At 41.1% G+C, this 17,978-nt stretch carries 18 protein-coding genes; 9 read left to right on the top strand and 9 right to left on the bottom strand.

Annotated features, from left to right (window positions below):
* Window positions 1-456, bottom strand: a complete 456-nt coding sequence (locus M028_RS0104135) for a replication/maintenance protein RepL (protein WP_026572784.1) — start codon at window positions 454-456, stop codon at window positions 1-3.
* A 250-nt stretch (window positions 457-706) separates the two neighbouring features.
* Between M028_RS0104135 and M028_RS0104130 the strand changes: the two genes are divergently transcribed.
* Window positions 707-907 (top strand): hypothetical protein, encoded by a 201-nt coding sequence (locus tag M028_RS0104130; protein WP_026572783.1) that lies wholly within the window; start codon window positions 707-709, stop codon window positions 905-907.
* A 143-nt stretch (window positions 908-1,050) separates the two neighbouring features.
* Here M028_RS0104130 and M028_RS0104125 read toward each other — a convergent pair whose 3' ends face one another.
* Window positions 1,051-1,944, bottom strand: a complete 894-nt coding sequence (locus tag M028_RS0104125; RefSeq protein WP_026572782.1) for an SH3 domain-containing protein — start codon at window positions 1,942-1,944, stop codon at window positions 1,051-1,053.
* A gap of 207 nt (window positions 1,945-2,151) precedes the next feature.
* Between M028_RS0104125 and M028_RS0104120 the strand changes: the two genes are divergently transcribed.
* The 4 genes from M028_RS0104120 to M028_RS0104105 all read left to right on the top strand — a co-directional run bounded on the left by M028_RS0104120 (window position 2,152) and on the right by M028_RS0104105 (window position 7,505).
* Complete coding sequence (locus tag M028_RS0104120; RefSeq protein WP_026572781.1) at window positions 2,152-3,711, top strand: AraC family transcriptional regulator; 1,560 nt, start codon at window positions 2,152-2,154, stop codon at window positions 3,709-3,711.
* Between the two features lie 150 nt (window positions 3,712-3,861).
* Window positions 3,862-4,521 carry a flavin reductase family protein gene (locus M028_RS0104115; RefSeq protein ID WP_026572780.1) on the top strand — a complete coding sequence of 220 codons (660 nt, stop codon included), beginning with the start codon at window positions 3,862-3,864 and terminating at the stop codon, window positions 4,519-4,521.
* Window positions 4,522-4,699: 178 nt separating this feature from the next.
* The gene (locus M028_RS0104110) at window positions 4,700-6,085 is read left to right on the top strand and encodes a purine-cytosine permease family protein (RefSeq protein ID WP_026572779.1); all 1,386 of its coding nucleotides are present in this window, start codon (window positions 4,700-4,702) and stop codon (window positions 6,083-6,085) included.
* Window positions 6,086-6,251: 166 nt separating this feature from the next.
* On the top strand, window positions 6,252-7,505 hold the full coding sequence (locus M028_RS0104105) for an ArsR family transcriptional regulator (protein ID WP_231510768.1): 1,254 nt from the start codon (window positions 6,252-6,254) through the stop codon (window positions 7,503-7,505).
* Between the two features lie 132 nt (window positions 7,506-7,637).
* On the opposite strand, the gene M028_RS0104100 is transcribed toward M028_RS0104105, so the two are convergent.
* Window positions 7,638-8,645, bottom strand: a complete 1,008-nt coding sequence (locus M028_RS0104100) for a DUF3231 family protein (RefSeq protein WP_026572777.1) — start codon at window positions 8,643-8,645, stop codon at window positions 7,638-7,640.
* 112 nt (window positions 8,646-8,757) lie between these two features.
* On the opposite strand from M028_RS0104100, the gene M028_RS33965 reads away from it, so the two are divergent.
* The gene (locus tag M028_RS33965) at window positions 8,758-9,249 is read left to right on the top strand and encodes a CBO0543 family protein (protein ID WP_331280301.1); all 492 of its coding nucleotides are present in this window, start codon (window positions 8,758-8,760) and stop codon (window positions 9,247-9,249) included.
* 25 nt (window positions 9,250-9,274) lie between these two features.
* Here M028_RS33965 and M028_RS0104090 read toward each other — a convergent pair whose 3' ends face one another.
* Window positions 9,275-10,252 carry an NAD(P)-dependent alcohol dehydrogenase gene (locus M028_RS0104090; RefSeq protein ID WP_026572775.1) on the bottom strand — a complete coding sequence of 326 codons (978 nt, stop codon included), beginning with the start codon at window positions 10,250-10,252 and terminating at the stop codon, window positions 9,275-9,277.
* A gap of 71 nt (window positions 10,253-10,323) precedes the next feature.
* On the opposite strand from M028_RS0104090, the gene M028_RS0104085 reads away from it, so the two are divergent.
* Entirely contained in the window at window positions 10,324-10,593 is a 270-nt protein-coding gene (locus tag M028_RS0104085) for a hypothetical protein (protein WP_026572774.1), read from the top strand.
* Window positions 10,594-11,014: 421 nt separating this feature from the next.
* Here M028_RS0104085 and M028_RS31880 read toward each other — a convergent pair whose 3' ends face one another.
* The 3 genes from M028_RS31880 to M028_RS0104065 all read right to left on the bottom strand — a co-directional run bounded on the left by M028_RS31880 (window position 11,015) and on the right by M028_RS0104065 (window position 11,949).
* Complete coding sequence (locus tag M028_RS31880) at window positions 11,015-11,182, bottom strand: spore germination protein (RefSeq protein WP_197031373.1); 168 nt, start codon at window positions 11,180-11,182, stop codon at window positions 11,015-11,017.
* 231 nt (window positions 11,183-11,413) lie between these two features.
* The gene (locus tag M028_RS0104070; protein WP_026572772.1) at window positions 11,414-11,638 is read right to left on the bottom strand and encodes a spore germination protein; all 225 of its coding nucleotides are present in this window, start codon (window positions 11,636-11,638) and stop codon (window positions 11,414-11,416) included.
* 86 nt (window positions 11,639-11,724) lie between these two features.
* Window positions 11,725-11,949, bottom strand: coding sequence for a spore germination protein (locus M028_RS0104065; protein ID WP_026572771.1), 225 nt, complete (start codon window positions 11,947-11,949; stop codon window positions 11,725-11,727).
* A 254-nt stretch (window positions 11,950-12,203) separates the two neighbouring features.
* Between M028_RS0104065 and M028_RS0104060 the strand changes: the two genes are divergently transcribed.
* Window positions 12,204-12,758 (top strand): NADPH-dependent FMN reductase, encoded by a 555-nt coding sequence (locus M028_RS0104060; RefSeq protein WP_035423711.1) that lies wholly within the window; start codon window positions 12,204-12,206, stop codon window positions 12,756-12,758.
* Between the two features lie 44 nt (window positions 12,759-12,802).
* Here M028_RS0104060 and M028_RS0104055 read toward each other — a convergent pair whose 3' ends face one another.
* Both M028_RS0104055 and M028_RS0104050 read right to left on the bottom strand, forming a co-directional pair.
* Window positions 12,803-14,209, bottom strand: coding sequence for a M20 family metallopeptidase (locus tag M028_RS0104055; protein ID WP_026572769.1), 1,407 nt, complete (start codon window positions 14,207-14,209; stop codon window positions 12,803-12,805).
* Between the two features lie 13 nt (window positions 14,210-14,222).
* Window positions 14,223-15,437 carry an MFS transporter gene (locus M028_RS0104050; RefSeq protein WP_026572768.1) on the bottom strand — a complete coding sequence of 405 codons (1,215 nt, stop codon included), beginning with the start codon at window positions 15,435-15,437 and terminating at the stop codon, window positions 14,223-14,225.
* Between the two features lie 763 nt (window positions 15,438-16,200).
* Here M028_RS0104050 and M028_RS0104040 point away from each other — a divergent pair.
* Complete coding sequence (locus tag M028_RS0104040) at window positions 16,201-17,823, top strand: SWIM zinc finger family protein (protein ID WP_026572767.1); 1,623 nt, start codon at window positions 16,201-16,203, stop codon at window positions 17,821-17,823.
* Window positions 17,824-17,978: the final 155 nt, after the last annotated feature.

Genomic DNA, 17,978 nt, shown 5'->3' with positions numbered 1-17,978 from the left:
TTATTCTTCCTCTAATAGTTCATCATCATCTGATATGGGGCTACCGTTTACCTCCAGAACATATTCATCATCATTTAAGTAGTATTTAGGTTCAAGGTTATCAGCTAATAGTAGGTTATCAAATCTATTTCGTAAGATGCTTCGAAGTGCTCTATTCATTCCTGTATAGAAGAGGTGAGGATTTATCATATAGCCATATTCACACTTCGCAATAAATTGATTATCACGTAGTTTTTTTACTGACTTCGAGATATTGCCCTTATCCATACGTAACCGCCTAGCCAACTCCTTTTGTTTTATATATGCGATGTTATCTTCATTCTTCATCTTTTCACACAAGTAAAATAGCACTCGATATTCTGGACCGCCTAAGTTACTATTTCGCATTTCACGAAACCATCCTAAAACAAACGACCCCCAGTAAAACTGATATTGCCTAGTGCGACCTCTTGCCATTTCAACCCCTCCAATAGTTGTATTTATTACAATTTTTATCATATTTATTGCTTTATTTACAACTTTAGTATGTAAATTTTACAACTTTTTATAAAACAACACCTCACAAAAACTGTTGGTACAATTGGGCCTATCTCCACTTTTTTACTTTTTTATCGGTGGCCTATATATAATAAGCAGATTAAACTAATGGACAAGCACAGTAATTATTAAATTTTTACTTTTTTGATCTAGGAAAGGGGTTTTTTTAATGTTGTCTTGGCTTCAAAAACATACATGGTGGATAAGTCTTATCGTTGCTTTATCGGTAGCTCTCTTCCCAAATGCCTTCGTAAAGTTAGGTAAACTAATTATCACTTTGGTTTCATTAGATTGGTTACCGATTGGTATAATCATCATCATTGGTTTATTAATCGTTCTGATAGCAATGAATGCAAAAAGAGCTCCCTAGTGAATACTAGGAAGCTTTTTTTGCAATTATGTGTAGAATTCTAATCCTTTTAAAATTGATTTTAAGATTTTTCTAATTCTTCATTTACTGTATTTTAATAATCTGACAACAAAAATAAAATTTATTGTCAGTTCTTACCGATTTTATTTATACACAGAGCTCGGAATTTTTACAGTCGGAAATCCTACAGCATATGGTCCTACTTCGTATTCTTGGAAAACTAATTTAATGCCGCCATCTGTATAATAAAATTGGGTATCTTTATCAATAACAACTTCACTAAGTTTTGTAACTGTGAAAATCTCTGGATGCTTCACCATGTAGTTGTAGGCGTATTTTTGTACCTTGCTGATTTTGGTTTTCGATGTAAGCTTATCCAAAAGCTTTACTTGTTTTCCACTGCTGATGATGAAATTATAGGAGGTTGCAGTTTCTGAGCCATGTGCGCCGCCTAGATACAAAGAATCGTAGATAATAATACTTAAGTGTTTTCCGTCATTGTATTTAACACTATAGAAGGTAGAGTAATCATAGTCACACGCATAAGAATATTCACTGCACCATTCCGGCTCATCTTGTTTGACCTGCTTTTCGTCTGCCAGCATCTTGAGATAATTCTGATATGCGTCCTTCGCATAGCCTAATAATGCCTGGTTCATCTTCTTTTCAGCTGTTTTGCTTTTCAGACCCTTCACCTGTGGGTAAGGCAGATTGCCTTTCCCTTTATAGTAATATTTTTTTACCGTTACTCCAAATTTTAGATATTTGGTTGCGACATAGGCCTTTTTCTCTTTATAGCGGATTTGAGACCAACTTGATTTTTGGGCATAAACCGTTACCTTTGTTCCTTTTTTCAGGGATCCAACCTTTTTATACTGGGTTCCTGCCCCGCTCCTTACATTTAATTTATCGACCGCAACAGTTGCCGTTTTCGTGGTAGCCGCTTTAACCGGTACATTGCTTAAAACAAACGTGGAAACCATCGACAAAACGACCGCCAAAACCAATGAAAGCTTCATTGTCTTTAATGCCTTCATTCCTTTTTCCCCCTTTTCACTTTTCACAACAATCCAAATTTTAACAGAATTGATGTATGATTTACACCAGAAAGTATTCGACAAAAATCGGGCGGTGACAGGCACCACCCGATTTTTGTCGAATGTTTTTGATGCTGTATAATGGTTATACGGATTCGTTTCCTGTTCAAAACTATTAAATGAATGATGAATTTCAGGAGATAAAAGATGAAATTATTACTTGCTGAGCGGGATGAGTTAGAAAGAAAAGGTATGAAATGGCTTTTATTAACCAATCAGGTGCCGATTGATGAATTAAAAGAGACAAGTAGCGAAGAGGAATGCATGGCATTATTGGTAGAATGGAAGCCTGATATTTTTGTTATGGAGCTTGAAATGTTTCAACCAAATCAGCGGGAAAATTTATTCCGGACCGTAAGGAACATGAAAGTTCAAACCATTATGCATACAAGCCATAAAACCTTTCAGGCAGCTGAACAAGCGGTAAAAATAAAGGCAGAAGCTTTGTTTGTTAAACCATATGTTGCCGACGAATGGTTGAAAGCAATGAAACAAATGATCCGCAACCAAAGAAATATTCCCAAAAAAGAAGGAGAAAGTTCGTTATATCATGGGTGGGCTTATGATCTGTTATTTGGGCGGGTCTTCAATGAGTCATTTATGAATGAACAAATTAAAAATTGGGGATATGACCAAGTTCCGAGTATTGTCGCCGTTTTGGCTTTAGATCAACAAAATAAAAAAGAATTTGAACCGATTACCTTGATTCAGTATATTCATGATGAACTTCAGGAATATCGTCCATTTGTTTTGTCCGTTGATGAACATATCGCCCTTCTGGTTAGTGAGGAATATCTTCCAAAAAGTAACGATCCCATCCATTCACTATGGCTGGTCATGATGGTATTTTGCGAACGGATGAAGGAAAAAAATAATTTTTCCATTTCTGTTGGGATCGGAAATCAATATGTTTCACCGAAACTTCTTTATAAATCTTATTTTGAAGCAAAGCAAGCATTGCTACGCCGATTTTATTTTGGCGGCAACCAAGTTTTCCCTTCCATGACTAAAAAATTACATGATCAGTATGAGCATTTTCTTTCTCCAACTGAGAGTGACGAATTAACTCGTTATCTAAATGAAGGCAATCGAGAAATGACAAAAACCTGGCTTTATCAGGTTTTTGGCGGATTTCCCTATGAGGATGGCAGCTATCCTCACTCCGACTTTGTCCGAATTAAGTTAACAAATGTACTATCCCATATTCGCCGATTTATGACAGAAAAACACTTTTTGTTCCAGCATGATCAAGAATATCAGGAAGTATTTCACGAAGTTTTATACGGTGAGGTATTATACGATATCATCCAAAAAATACTCCAGTTTTGTTCTTTACTTTTTGATCGTGTGGAAAAGGAAAATGTACAATTCGGCTCCTTGTTAATTAAAAAAGCAGTTCAATATATCGATCAGTATTACTGCCAGCCCATAACATTGGAGGATGTTTCGGGAATGGTCGGAAGAAGCAGTCAGTATTTTAGTTCATTATTTAAACAGCAAATGGGGTCTACTTTTACAGAGTATCTTCAGGCAAAAAAGATTGAAAAGGCAAAAGAATATTTGAAAACCACTTCCATGAGTGTGTCGGAAGTGGCTGAAGCCGTTGGTTATGTGGATCCTAATTATTTCAGCCGTGTTTTTAAAATAGTTACGGGGAACTCTCCAAGGGCATGGAAAACTAAAAATTGTGCAGATATATTAAAATAATCTAGTTTATCTGATAAACGAATAAGAAATAATTGAAGAAAAAAATATACAGTACTAAAATTCGGAATATCCTCTATGGATATTCCTTTCTTTTTTCATTACCATTATAACTAATAAGAGAATTCAATTTATTTACGAGGAGGAATATTTATGCATTATTCACCAAAGAAAGGTCAGCACCATGGCTTACCCTATGATCCCTTTAAAAGTAGTGCGATACCCCGCCCTATCGGATGGCTTTCAACCCAATCAAAAGATGGAATAGATAACCTTGCACCATACAGCCAATATCAAAATCTTACCTGGGATCCACCTATGGTCATGTTTGCGGCCAATCAATCAATATATGGTGGAAGAAAGGATACGGTTCGAAACGCGGAGGAAACCGGTTGGTTTGTTTGGAACATGGCGACTTGGGATTTACGCGAAGCAGTCAATATTTCTGCAAAGGCGTCTTCGGCAGATTTTGATGAGTTTGAGGCTGCTGGTGTAACGAAGAAAAGTTGCATGGAGGCTCCTGGGTTCCGTGTTGCCGAGTCACCCGTTCAATTTGAATGTGAGTATGTTCAGACCATCAGAATCCCAACTGGTAATGAGGTTTCCACAGTCGATATTGTGATCGGACGAGTAGCACATGTGCATATTGCGGATGACATCATTCTACCTAGTGGGAAACTAGATATCTTGAAAATTAAACCAATTGCCCGCCTTGGGTATTATGATTATACTGTTGTCAACGAAATATTTGAAATGAAGGCACCAGCTGCTTCAAAAGAAGAGTTGGCCGGCCTTGAGGGACGAAACGTTTAATTAGGAAACCTTTTTAAAAATTAATATTTTCATCATTTAAATGACTACAAGAGGCCATGTTTGATCCTCGTGTTAACTCTAACATGCCTCTTAGTCTTTTAATTTTTAAAAGTATGAAAGCGGTTTCGATATATTCAACAATATGGAAATTAAGATGCCTTAAAAGGAGGTTAATTGGATGCAAATTGAACAGCGAAGTATTGAATTTATTCCAGAATCGGAACGTCACGGGAATCCTCGAAGCTTGTTCCCACTTTGGTTTTCGGCAAATTCGCATATCACCACAGTGGTAACGGGGGCACTTGCTATTAAATTAGGTTTAAATCTATGGCAGGCGGTAATTGCCATTATTCTGGGTAATGCGATAGGTGGAATTTTCATGGCATTACAATCAGCACAGGGGCCAAAATTAGGAATTCCGCAGATGATTCAAAGTCGAGCACAATTTGGAATCATCGGAGCCATTTTTCCTCTCGTTCTCGTCATCATGATTTACGTCGGATTCTTCTCCACTGGAACTGTTTTTGGAGCCGAGGCACTTTCTGGGGTATTCCATCTTCCCTATGCTATATGTGTAGTAATTGTCAATGTCTTATCCGTGATATTGGTCATATATGGTTATGATTTTATCCATCGTTTTGAAAGAATTATATCCATTCTCTTCTTTTTGTTATTTATTTACTTAACTTTTCGTCTTCTGCAACATCCCATTCCAGTTAGCACACATATTCAGGAGTTTTCATGGGGTCCATTTATGCTTGTTTTGTCCATTATGGCATCTTGGCAATTGACCTATGGCCCATATGCAGCCGATTATTCCAGGTATTTGCCGACCAATACTTCCAAAAAATCAACTTTCCTCTATACCTATCTTGGATCCGTTTTTGGGGCTAGCTGGTTGATGATTATTGGGGCATTAGCCACCGTTATCGCGCCAAAACAATCTGCACAAATGGTCTCCTATCTTGCAGGTGTATCTGGTTCAGGGTTAACTACAATTACTTATATTATTACAGTACTTGGTGTTTTGGCCATTAATACGTTAACTTTATATGGCGGTTTTATGTCCGTTATGACCACAGTGAGTGCTTTTTCAAAGTCAAAAATCACTTCCAGGAGCCGAATTCTTTTCATTCTGATTCTTCCTATCATTGGAACTTTCCTTAGCATTTGGGGACAAGGCAATTTCTTGGATAACTTTTTCAATTTCTTGCTTGTTTTATTGTATTTCATGATCCCCTGGTCAGCTATTAATATTGTTGATTTCTATCTAGTGAGGAAAGGGAAGTATAATGTGAACGCAGTATTCGATCCAAATGGTGAATATGGACGATTCAACTGGACTGCCATCTCTGTGTATGTCTTCGCTGTCCTTGTGCAATTTCCGTTTATGAATACGAGCCTTTATGTAGGTCCAATCGCTAAATATTTGAACGGAGCCGATATTGCTTGGATTGTTGGGCTGATCGCAGCCTCAGCCTTATACTACTTCCCCATGAAAAAAAAGGTTGCTAAGTCTGAAGGACATTTAACAGTTATTCAAGATGCCACTTTAGAACCGTAGAAAAGTATTCGACAAAATTCGGGTGGTGCCTGTCACCACCCGAATTTTGTCGAACAGCTCCACCACCACCCAATACTTCTGCTATAATGGGTTTAATATGTGAGTGTGCGGGAATGGGGTGAACTACTTGAAAATACGTCTAGGTTTGTTGGGGGTAGCGGATTCGTTGAAGATTATTCAGTCGGTGACGCGTGAGTATTCGGAGTTTATTTGTACGCCGGTTGAGGTGCTGACGGAGGAGGATTTGGATGAGAAGGTAGCTCCTCTGATCAATGAAATGGATATGTGGTTATGTACGGGGCCGATTACCTATGAAATCGTTCAGGATTGGAACAAGATTGATGCCCCTGTCTTTCACGTCGGCTACAATGGATCGACTCTATACAAAACCGTGCTGCGGGTACTATATGAACAAAAAATTGCTGTCGATGAAATCAGTTTTGACTCGTGCGATGCCCCCACCTGGGAAAATGCCTTACAGGAGGCCGGAATTACCACCAAGCTAAAATATGTAGAATCCGAAGTGATTTCGCTCGAAGGATTAATTCACTACCATTATGAACTCTGGAAAAGCGGCAAAACGAAAGCAGCCATCACCGGACACCCGATTCACCATGAACTGCAGCGTCTCGGTGTTCCGGCCTATCGAAGCCTTCCGTCCACCATGGCGGCTGAAGCGGTGCTGACTCAAATCCTCCGCACTTACGAAATGCTGCATTATAAATCAACCCAGATTGCTGTCCAGATCATCGAAATCGACTCTTTTTTAGACTTGAAAAAAGATAATTTTTCGACCGACGAACTTTTTCGCATCGAGCTCAAATACATGGAAACCCTGCTCTCCTACACCAAAACCGTTCATGGATCGGTGAAACCGTCGGGGCTTGGCCGTTATGTTATTTTTACCACAAGAGGTTTATTACAAGATGTAACGAGCAACTTTAGTCAAATTCCGGATATGGAAGATTTTGATCAGATCAGCAAAGAGGCTGTTACCTGCGGAATTGGAATCGGACAAACCGTCTATGATGCGGAAATAAATGCAGGAAACGCCTTATTGCACGCGAAAGAGGCCGGAAAAGGCTCCTGGATGGTTTGTTTTGATGATAAAACGATTGCCGGTCCGCTAGGAAAGCCCGAGCAGCTGACCTATTCCTATACATCCGAACAACTAGAAACCCTCAGCCAAGAAACATCACTGAGTGTCATGACCTTAAATAAACTCAAATCTTCTTTGAAAAAATTAGCAAGTGACGAACTAAACGCCAATGAGCTTGCGAAATACATGCAGATCCCAGCAAGAAGTGCGCGCCGGATCTTAACGACGCTTGAAGAAAAAGGGTATGCTGAGGTCGTTGCTGAGGAAAAGCCGCATACACGGGGAAGACCGCGGAAAATCTATAAGATTGCTCCTTTTTAAAATGAGGAACCTCCACCTAAACAAGAAAACACGCTGAATTAGACTCAGCGTGTTTTCTTCCCTATTGATTCGAAACCTTCATAAAACTTATAGAAAAAAACTCCCTTACGTTGAAGGGGGCTTTCCTATAAATTATTTATTTTGGTTTCTAAGTGCTTCTCGATCAATGGATTGAGGAGGTTTTTCAAACCAGCCATGATCAATTAAGAGTTTTGCACCTTCCCCGGCATATGCTCCGACCTTAAGGATATAACCTTCATAATTGACCGTTAAATCTTTTCGAAGGGATGCGGCAATGGCAAGTCCAAAGTCTCCAAGCCCAATCGCACTTTGCGCATTCGTATGAAATAACATTAATTTATCCGAAAAAGGGGCGTCCGTGCTATTGGTAATCGTTGAATCCCATGTGGAGGGATGAGAATCATCATCTTCATTTAGTTTCATCATAAAATCTTCCACCATTTTCTTCCCTAAATCATATCCCTCTTTAAAGTAGTCACTAAGTTTTTTAGACTGAGCGACTTGGCTAAATCCCAAAAGCATGGTTTTCGCTACATTTGCCACTTCAATGTTAACCCCTAAATGGGCAATTTCCATTCCAAGAAGCGGCCTTCGATGGCCTACTAGTCCACCAAGGAATTTTTTATCTGTAACATACTCTACTTTGTCAGGGTAAGAAATATAGGGAGCTCGGACAAAGACCCCTTTTTCCTGCATCAGTTCCACATTACGGTCATACAACGTTTCTGTTTGATTTAAAAATTGTTTGAACAAGTTACGGACATCTTTGCGGGCAGAAATGGACTTAGCCAAGCTGTATGAATTCAATCCCGTCCTCCCCATATGATGCAAGTAACGCATGTACGTTACATCTGAAAAAAGTTTCTTTGCTTGCAAGTTCACATCCTGTTCTCCAAATCCATTCGGAAGAGGAATCCCTTCCTTTGTGAATAGATCAGCTATTTGAGCGACATGGTCATATGAATAGCTAAGAGCAAGTTCGATGATCGGCCTAATGTCCTGATCTTCGCACGTTTGTAAAAAATGTTTTAGAACACAAATAGACATGGTGTCACCAATATAGGTACTCCACAACATCGAAATTTCAGCAGATGTTATTTTGGGTAAGTGTTCTACCATTCATTTTCATTCCCATCCCATAATTTTTCTTTATCATTTCCATAATTATGGAAGTTGATGCAAACTTAAATAATCCCTCCATCCATTTGGGCATACTTCAAGATGAGGTGTAATGATGAAAAAAACTTTCGAGAAAAGTGTATTATGGGCTTTATTCATTTTTGGGATCATCTCATTTATCAATTTGATTCGAAAGCCCCCCGCTAAGGATTGGTTACTGATTTTTCTTTTTAAAGGATTTTTAGCTTCCATTTTAGATAATTTAATTGTCAAAAAAGGATACATCAAATATCCAGTTAAATTATTTAAATCCTTTGATTTTAGCTTTATTTTTGATTATGTACTTTACCCGATAACATGTGTTTACTATAACCAGGTTACAAAGAAGTCCAATATTTTTGGGATATTTTTTAAAGTATTCTATTTCAGTATTCCGATGACTGTAACAGAGCATCTCTTAGAAAAATACACGTCTTTGATTAAATTTAAAAAAGGGTGGAATTCCTTCACTAGCTTTTATTCCTTGAGTATCACTTTTCTTATTGCTCGGGCTTTTATCGCAATCGTCAGAAAAGCAGATAACAATCCTGTTCCCAAAAATTAATGTTCTTTTGGAACAGGATTGTTAATTAGTGTTGTTCTACCTTTATGACAACATTCCCCTTCTTGTGCCCCTTCTCGACATATCGATGAGCTTCCACAATTTCGTCAAACCTATAGGATCTATCAATGACCACTTTTAACTTCCCCGTCTCAACCAGTTCTTTAAGAAATTCCAATGCTTCCGGGGTTTCAGGTGAATTTCGACTCAATAATAATTTCTTGTTGCTCGTCAATTGTGTCCAAAGCATTCGAGCACTTGGCAGCGGTTCGGTGATATTGATATAGGTACCGCCCTTCTTTAACCCTTTCATACAAGCAGCAAACGAACTCTTGTTTACCGCTTCAAAGATCACATCATACGTCTCGTCTATCTTGGAAAAATCCCCCGTCGTGTAGTCAATCACCTTGTCAGCTCCCAGAGATTTGACCCATTCCAAATTCGTGGTACTGCACACCCCTGTCACATGCGCTCCGAAATACTTGGCAAGCTGAACCGCATAACTTCCTACACTTCCAGAAGCACCATAAACGAGAACCCTTTGACCCCTTTGGATATTAGCCTTTTTTAGGAAGAATAAGGCTGTGCGGGCTCCAATTGGGATGGCGGCGGCTTCCTCATACGTGATATTGGCAGGTTTAAAGGTTACTGGCCCCTCCTCCGGCAGACACTTATATTCAGCATAAGTGCCAAACCCCGCCAGTGATGCCGCAAAAACGGGGTCCCCTTCCTTGAAGCGTTTGACCTTTTTCCCAACGGACTCCACTTCTCCTGCCAACTCCATTCCTAGGATCACTTTTTTGGGTTGTCTAAAACCAAGCGTGATTCGTGCCGGCAGCCAGAAAGCGGGAGGAACGGTAAAGCTCCGCGCCCGAACATCTGCAACGGTAACAGTGGTGGCTTTTATTTTTACCAAGATTTCATTCTCTTTCGGAATCGGTTTTTCTACCTCTTCTAGTTTAAGAACATCAGGGGGACCGTATTTGGTGTACACAATTGCCTTCATTCTATCCTCCTCCATCCGTTATATTTATTGCTTTCAATAAATAAATAGAACATGACCATCGAGTGATGCCCATGTTAAAAGTAAAAATTAAAACAAAGGATCGAAAATTCACGATACCTGTTCCATATGCCCTTTTAACGATGCTTAGTGCCATTCTTACGTCAGAACGGATATTAAACTATGCAAATAAAGCAATCGAAAAAGAAGGAAAATCCTTTAAGGTTCCAAAAATAGATCGAAAAGATTTGAAACCACTGCTGCATGCCCTTTCTGAGAACAAAGGATTACTATTGGTCGAAACCGTCCTAAAGGATGGAACAGAAGTAACGGTTAAACTTTAAAGCATTATTCTTGAAGAATGGACGCAAAAAATGAGCACGCCAAGGCGGCGTGCTATTCTTTATGAATCATAATCTAATAAAGGTATTTTGCACCATAATTGTTCAACAAATTTCGATAGGTAAGAGTAGCTGGTGATACCGGTGATGGAAAAAATGGCACATAAATGGGTGTATGCCATGGATGGTAGTGATGCAAAATTATGTAGTAAGCCATTCCAATCATCCTCTCATTTAAAGTTACAGTAGATTATGAGTGTTCACCCAAATATGATTGGATGGATGCCTAGTTTATTACAAACATCCTAAAAACTAGTATTACAAAAAGGGCAAGCAAAAGCTTGTCCTTTTTGTTTTTTAAGGCTCTTTTCGTCATCTTTGTTGCTGATCGTACAAAATAACGGAACAAAATCGCAATCTGAATTCATATTCTGCGTCCTATGTTCGTTATAATGATTGTCCCCGTATTGCCTTCTCCAGCCCCCCGAAGTGTTTTTGCTACAGTGATCGGTGAATTAAAAGCTGACCCACCGAAGTTGACAACCCCGCCTGAAATGGTACCAATATGGATACCGTCTTTTTTAACAAACAAGTGTATTCCCCCTAAAGAGCTCTTACATCATCGTATGTGCAAGCTGGTATACTTGTTTGTACATATATAATATGATCATTCGCGTCCTGGTAGGGCTTGGCTACCCGAATGGAAAAAAATACCGAGGAATGTTGTGCTGGCTTCCGCCACTTTTTATGCACTTTCATTCCCTGGTATTTTTTATATTCCCTGAATTTAAGAAATTCCAAATCACGAAGGGGAAAAATCACTTTAGCTATTACCATAAATCGGCTGGTCCACTAGATCAGGGTCAACATAATTTGTAGCATTTACACCGGTATTTGATATCACGGCCCCCCCTGTGTTAAATCCTCCAGAACCAGCATAGGTTTTGGATTCATGCTTTGGTGTCATAAAAGCGGTGTCACCAAATTGGACATTACCATCTGTGGTGATATTATCGATTGTTATGGGTCCATTAATAATTGCAGGCATTTAGGCAGCCATCCTTTTCATTATTTTTTACTTTCTTGGAATTTTAAGAGATTCCAAATCACGAAGGGAAAACCGTTTTTATTACTTTAGGCATTACCAATTGTTGGCTGGTCAACTCCGTCAGGGTCAATAAAATTCGTAGAACTTACACCGGTATTTGTTACTATGAACGCTCCTGTGTTAAATCCACCAGCACCAGCAGGAGTCTTAGATGCAACCTTTGGTGAGTTGAACAAGCTATCACCAAATTGGACATCACCATTCCCAGTGATATTATTTATTGTTACTGGTCCAAAAATAATCGCAGGCATTTTGACAGCCATCCTTTTTATTTAAGTAAACTCGTTTTAATAGGCTATGCACCCATTCCTGTTCTTGTGCTTTTTTTCTTTGGAACAGGATTTTTTTAATGATCAAAAGATTGTGTTAGATTGTTCCACTTTTATGACAACATTCCCCTTCTTATATTCAGTCCTATGATAAATGGCTCTTGTTACAATAGGCGTTGTACTATATGGTTAAAACGACTTCAAAGTGACAATTTTATACAATAGGAGGATTAGCTATGGAAGACTTAAAATCCGAATTACATATTGTGGGAATATGCGGCAGCTTACGTAAACATTCGTTTAACCGCGGTCTATTACGTGCATTTGGGCAGCAGCTGCCCGATCACATTAAATTTACAATAGCTGATTTATCAGAACTCCCCTTTTTTAGCGAAGAAAGAGAAAACAACTTGCCTGAAACCGTATTAAAACTTAAAGAATTAGTGGAGTCTGCGGATGCTGTCATCGTTAGTACACCCGAATACAATTTGTCCTATACGGCTGTACTAAAAAATGCTCTAGAATGGTTATCACGCGGTTCTTTACAAAGACCATTAGCAGGCAAACCCACTGCCGTTATGGGTGCTGCCTCCATTCAGGTTGGAGTCTCACAGAGTCATTTACGGGATGTTATGCTTGCTTTAAATGTAAAGTTGATCAATAGACCTATGATCCAAGTGGGGAATGCCCGTGAGAAGTTTGATGAGAAAGGAAATCTGATTGATCGCGGTGTCAAAGAGCAGTTAGAGAAATTAAAAGATGAATTCATGAACGTTTTAAATCCTCATTGAATATAAAAAGGCGTGCTTACAAGGTGCACGCCTTTTCCTTGTCATCAGATCCGAACCTTATATTCCTTTACCTCGGGCGGTAATGGACACACATACTCTTCCCCATCCCGGCGCTCCACCAGTTCCGCCTTTGCTTTTTCGATGAGTTCCGGCTTCTGCAAGACATCGACTGCGGTTGCGGCCATAATTTTTCCAGCATGAAGCATTCCCTTGTGCGCAAGCGACGTCGTTCCCGTCGCAACAATTTGCCACGTATGGAGCGGGGTACCGAGCGGTTCGCAGGCCGTCATACATTGCGCAGTCGGCACAATCCAGCTCACATCCCCCACATCGGTCGAACCTGCCATGAATTCGTCAGGAGAGAACGGATTAATGAGATCCGCCATATCTTTACCGGCCAAAGCTTGATTCTTCTCCACCTCAAACTTCTTGTCCGCCTCCGCCAGTGTCGCACGGATTTTTTGTGCAAATTGAAGCTCCTCTCCAGTATGCTCCGGCACACCCAATTCCACGAAGTTCTCATACATCGCTTTTTCAAGCGTCGTATTCGGAATCACATTCGAGAGCGCTGAGGCAAGGTCAATTTCAACCTCGGTGCCACTCATAAGCGCCGCTCCCCTCGCAATCTCGCAAACCCGCTGGTAGATTTCCTCCGTCTGCGAAACCCTTGGTGCCCTCACAAAATACAAGACTTCTGCCTCCGCCTGAACAACATTTGGGGAAAAGCCGCCCGTGTTGGTGATCGCGTAATGTACCCGTGCTTCAGGAATGATATGTTCCCGTAAATAATTTACACCGATATTCATCAGTTCAACACCGTCAAGGGCGCTTCTACCTAAATGCGGAGTTGCTGCCGCGTGTGAACTTTTTCCCTTGAATTTGAAATAGACTTCATAACAAGCAAGGGTTCTCGCCGACCAGATATTATTCGTAGTTCCCGGGTGCCAGGTTAAGGCAAAATCGACATCATCAAACACTCCCGCTCTCGCCATAAATGTTTTGCCGCCGCCAATTTCCTCTCCCGGGCAGCCGTAATAACGGACCGTTCCTTCTAGATTATTTTCTATCATATAAGTTCTTAGGGCGATCGCTGCAGCAAGAGAACCTGTTCCGAGCAGGTTATGTCCGCAGCCATGGCCATTGCCACCAGTTTTTTCAGGGTCCGGTTGTGTGGCGCCGCCGTTTTGGCTTAACCCTGTAAGGGCATCAAACTCTCCTAAAAAAGCAATGACTGGTTTGCCGCTTCCGTAGCTGCCGATAAAAGCGGTTTCAATATCGGCGATGCCTTTTTCTACCGAAAATCCCTCTTCTTCTAATGTCTTGCATAGCAGGTCTGCTGATTGAAATTCTTCGAAACCTGTTTCCGCATAGCTCCAAATTTTATCACTTACTTGAATTAGTTTTTCCCGCTTTTCTTCGATGATTGCTGATAATCTTGTGCGAAAATCCATGTTTAGTCACCTCTTATGCTGATTGTTTATTCTCTATAATACTAGGGTTATTTTTTGGAATTTTATAGAATAAGCCGCAAATTAACACGACCGCCAGTGCGCAAATGAGGAAGATGAATGCTGCTTGGAATGACCCTCCAAAACTGTCGATTAGCGCCCCCATTGCGGTTGGTGCAATAAACCCGGCCATTCCCCCGGCAAAATACATCATTCCCATAAACGAGCCAATGATATTTTGTGAAACATATTTGAGCGGAATCGTGATAATTGCCATCGCAATCGCCGAATCACCCACAGAGAAGATACTTTGATACGTAAGTGCCTCTTGAATATTTGGTGCTTTAAACATTAAATAGAGGCAAATTCCAGAAACAATTGCACCAATTAAAACGATGAATTTTTCCTTGCCTGCTAAGGATTTGTCGATTAAAAAGCCTGTAAGAACGGCCGCTAGCAATCCACATGCTTGTGGAATCATCGAAAGTGAGCCCACATCTCGTAAATTTAGGTGGCGGGTTTGCTCCAAATATGACGGTAGCCAGGAGGAGAATCCCCAGTGGACCACACTTGAACAAAAATACATGATGACGATCGTCCAAAGAAGTTTGCTTTTGTATAGGTCTTTCATTGGTAAGGTTGTAGATTGATTGCTGGTTGATTTTTCAACCTTTGGTGGATTGTAATATTTAAAGAGTAATAGGGTTGTAATGAGCCCTAGACCGCCAACGATGTAAAACATCACGCGCCAGCCCCATGTGTCAGCGATAATTCCAGCTAGATATAAGGCGAGGACTCCGCCGATTAATTGTGCAGCAAGCAGCATCGACTTGGCCCGTGCGCGAACTTCTCTTTTGTAAATTTCAGTGATCGCGACACCAGAGCCTGTAGGAAGACCCCCGTCCCCTAATCCAAGAACAAAACGAATGGCTAGAATTGCGATGAATGATCCAGTCATCCCGGTTAGCAATGAAAATAATGAAATGATAAATACGGCAATAACGATGATTTTTCTGGACCCAAATTTGTCGGAGACCCAGCCGGCAATCAAGGTCATTAACGCACTGCTCAACCAGAAGCTGCTAATCACCATCCCGCTCTGTGTCTGCGACAAATGCAACTCCTTACTAATCGGAATAATTGCCACATTCATCCCAAACAACGTCAATGAATCCACCAACCACCCCAGGAACAACAACGAAAAAATAAAATGACGCCTACCACTACCCATTCAACTCACCCTCCATCTTTTTGATTGAAATAATTTCGGTTAATAACGGTCCTGACCATAATTATATAACCCAACTCTCCATCGCGCAATAGATTTCTAAATATTCGACAAAATTCGGGCGGTGCCTGTCACCACCCGAATTTTGTCGAATGGCTTAGTGGGCGGGTTGAAATCAATGTGGACGGTAAAGTTGCAAAAGTGGAGGGTAAAACTACCGAGCTGGTATGTAAATGGACTAAATCGGTGGGTGAACCTTTAAATGTGGAGGGTAAACGGATTGGTAGGTAGTTGGTTGGTGGATTTTTCGTAGTTTTGTTTGGAAATCTCACTTTTCCCCTCAGGGAATGTCACCTTTTTCGGAATTAAGATCAAGGAAAGGTCGTAGTGGACGGTTAAACAGCAAAAGCGGAAGGTAAAACTACGGAACTGGTGGGTAAATGACCCAAACCGGAGAGTAAATTCAAATCACCAAAAGCGAAAGCTACCCAAAATAAAAACTAACCCCATATCGTAAACCCTAGATTAACCTGGCTAGAAGGTAACCAAATCAGAGCTAAAATACGATAGGAGCTAGTTCAGTACTAACAGAATGCCCAAGAAACAGTAATTTATTCACCATAGCGGAAAAAATACAATCGACAAATTTCGGGCAGTGCCTGTCACCACCCGAAATTTGTCGATTCAAGCACTCCCCTCCTCTTACCATGATTTTTTGGGTATAATAATGGAATATGGATTTTTTCGGGTAAAGGGGGTTTTGGTTTTGGAGTTGACGGAGGAGATACAGGGATTTGCGGCGGAGATTGCGGATTTGCTTAGTCCGAATTCCACTGAGGATGCGAGGATGGTCCAAAAGGGATTGATGCTGTACCGGCAAGGGTTGGTGTCGCAGCTTTCGTTCGGCAAGGATACGGTCACAGCGACAGTTCAGGATGTGACACCGGTGAAGGTAACCCTCGACCTCACCTTTTTTACGATGAGTGAATGCTCCTGCCCTTCTGACGAATGGTGCCGCCATCAAATGGCTGTTTTTTTTGCGGCTTATTCACGGGTCGGCAGTGTCGCTGAGTGGGTTGAAGCGTGGCGCGAACCGATGAAGGAAAAAAAGGCGGCCACTAGTTGGGGACTCCAGGCGGCGAAAGATTTGATCAAGGCCAACGGTGTGATGAAGCCGGATTACGGACGTTGGGTCCATTCCTTTGAAGTGAGCTTTGATACGCTCCTGCAGTCGAAGAAATCGACGAGCCCTTATGTGGTCGAGGAGTTATTCAAAATTTTTGAACGTCGGGTTCGAGCCAGTGCCCCGGTTGAAAAAGAATGGCGTCTGCTCTATGAAATGGTTGGAACGGTCATTTCGTTTAAAAAGCTGGCCATGCTCAGTGAACGTTCGGAACACTCCGAGGAAATATCGAAACGTACCTATGGCAGCTTGTTTGAAAAATTACTGGATGATGCCGAAGAGCTTGTCGAAAAGATCGGCATGCAGTCGATGCCGTTTGATTTTGATGAGTTTATTCTAAAACTAAAGGACGACGCCTTTGATTTGTTGACCTGTGTGCAGCGTCTTGAATTTGAACGGATCTATTTTTACCGCCTGCTTTGGACCGGATTGTTTAAAAAGAAGGAATGGCGCGAAGAGGAAATTTTGAAGATCCGTTCGCGGATGAAGGAGCTCCAGGATTGGGAAACCCCAGGGCCGCTGATGATTGCCGAGGTTCACTTGAACTTTCTTTTGCAAAAGGATGATTCGGCACTTAAACTGATCCAAGCTTCCGGAGATGATTGGACTGTGCCTTACATCCTTTACTGGATTGATCTTTTGAGCGGCCAGAAGGCATGGAAACGTGTTGGGCCAGTGATTGAACTGTTTATCGGGAAAATTAAAAAGTACTTGGACTCTCTGAGCGGATATCATAGTTGTTCAAGTTTTACGAGAACGGCGATTCGGGCGATTGCTCCCTATTGCGGCGGGAATGACCGCTTTGATTTATTTGAAAAAGCATTGATGCAGACGCTTCCTTACAGCTATTCGGATTATGAATATTTGCTGTTTGAACGTGGGATGTTTGATAAATGGGGCGAGCTCCAGGCGTTTGTCGGGTTGAATTTCTATGATATCCCGAAGGACCGGGTGAAGTTGATTGAAAAAGAAAAGCCCGAGGTGCTGCTCGCGCTGCTCCACCAATCGGCCCAGCGGGAAATCGACGCCAAAAACCGCTCCAGCTACAAAATGGCCGTACGGCACCTAAAAAAACTACGGACCATCTACAAAAAAGTCAAACGTGTCGACGACTGGGAATACTTCATCGAAACCCTTATGGAACGAACCAAACGCCTCCGCGCATTCCATGAAGAATGCAAACGGAGCAAGCTGGTCGAAAGTTAATGCGGTGATTCAACGCGATGATTCAATGCGGTGATTCAATACGGTGACAGGCACCGCCCGTGGACTTTCCGTCAATTTTGTCCATTCCACGCGGACAGAGGAAGAGACGCTGCACTGAGCAGCGTCTCTTTTTTATATAGGTTTTGAGTTTATGT

This window comes from Bacillus sp. UNC438CL73TsuS30, from assembly GCF_000482325.1.
Lineage (GTDB): Bacteria > Bacillota > Bacilli > Bacillales > Cytobacillaceae > Neobacillus.
This window is presented reverse-complemented; position numbering and strand designations above follow the sequence as displayed.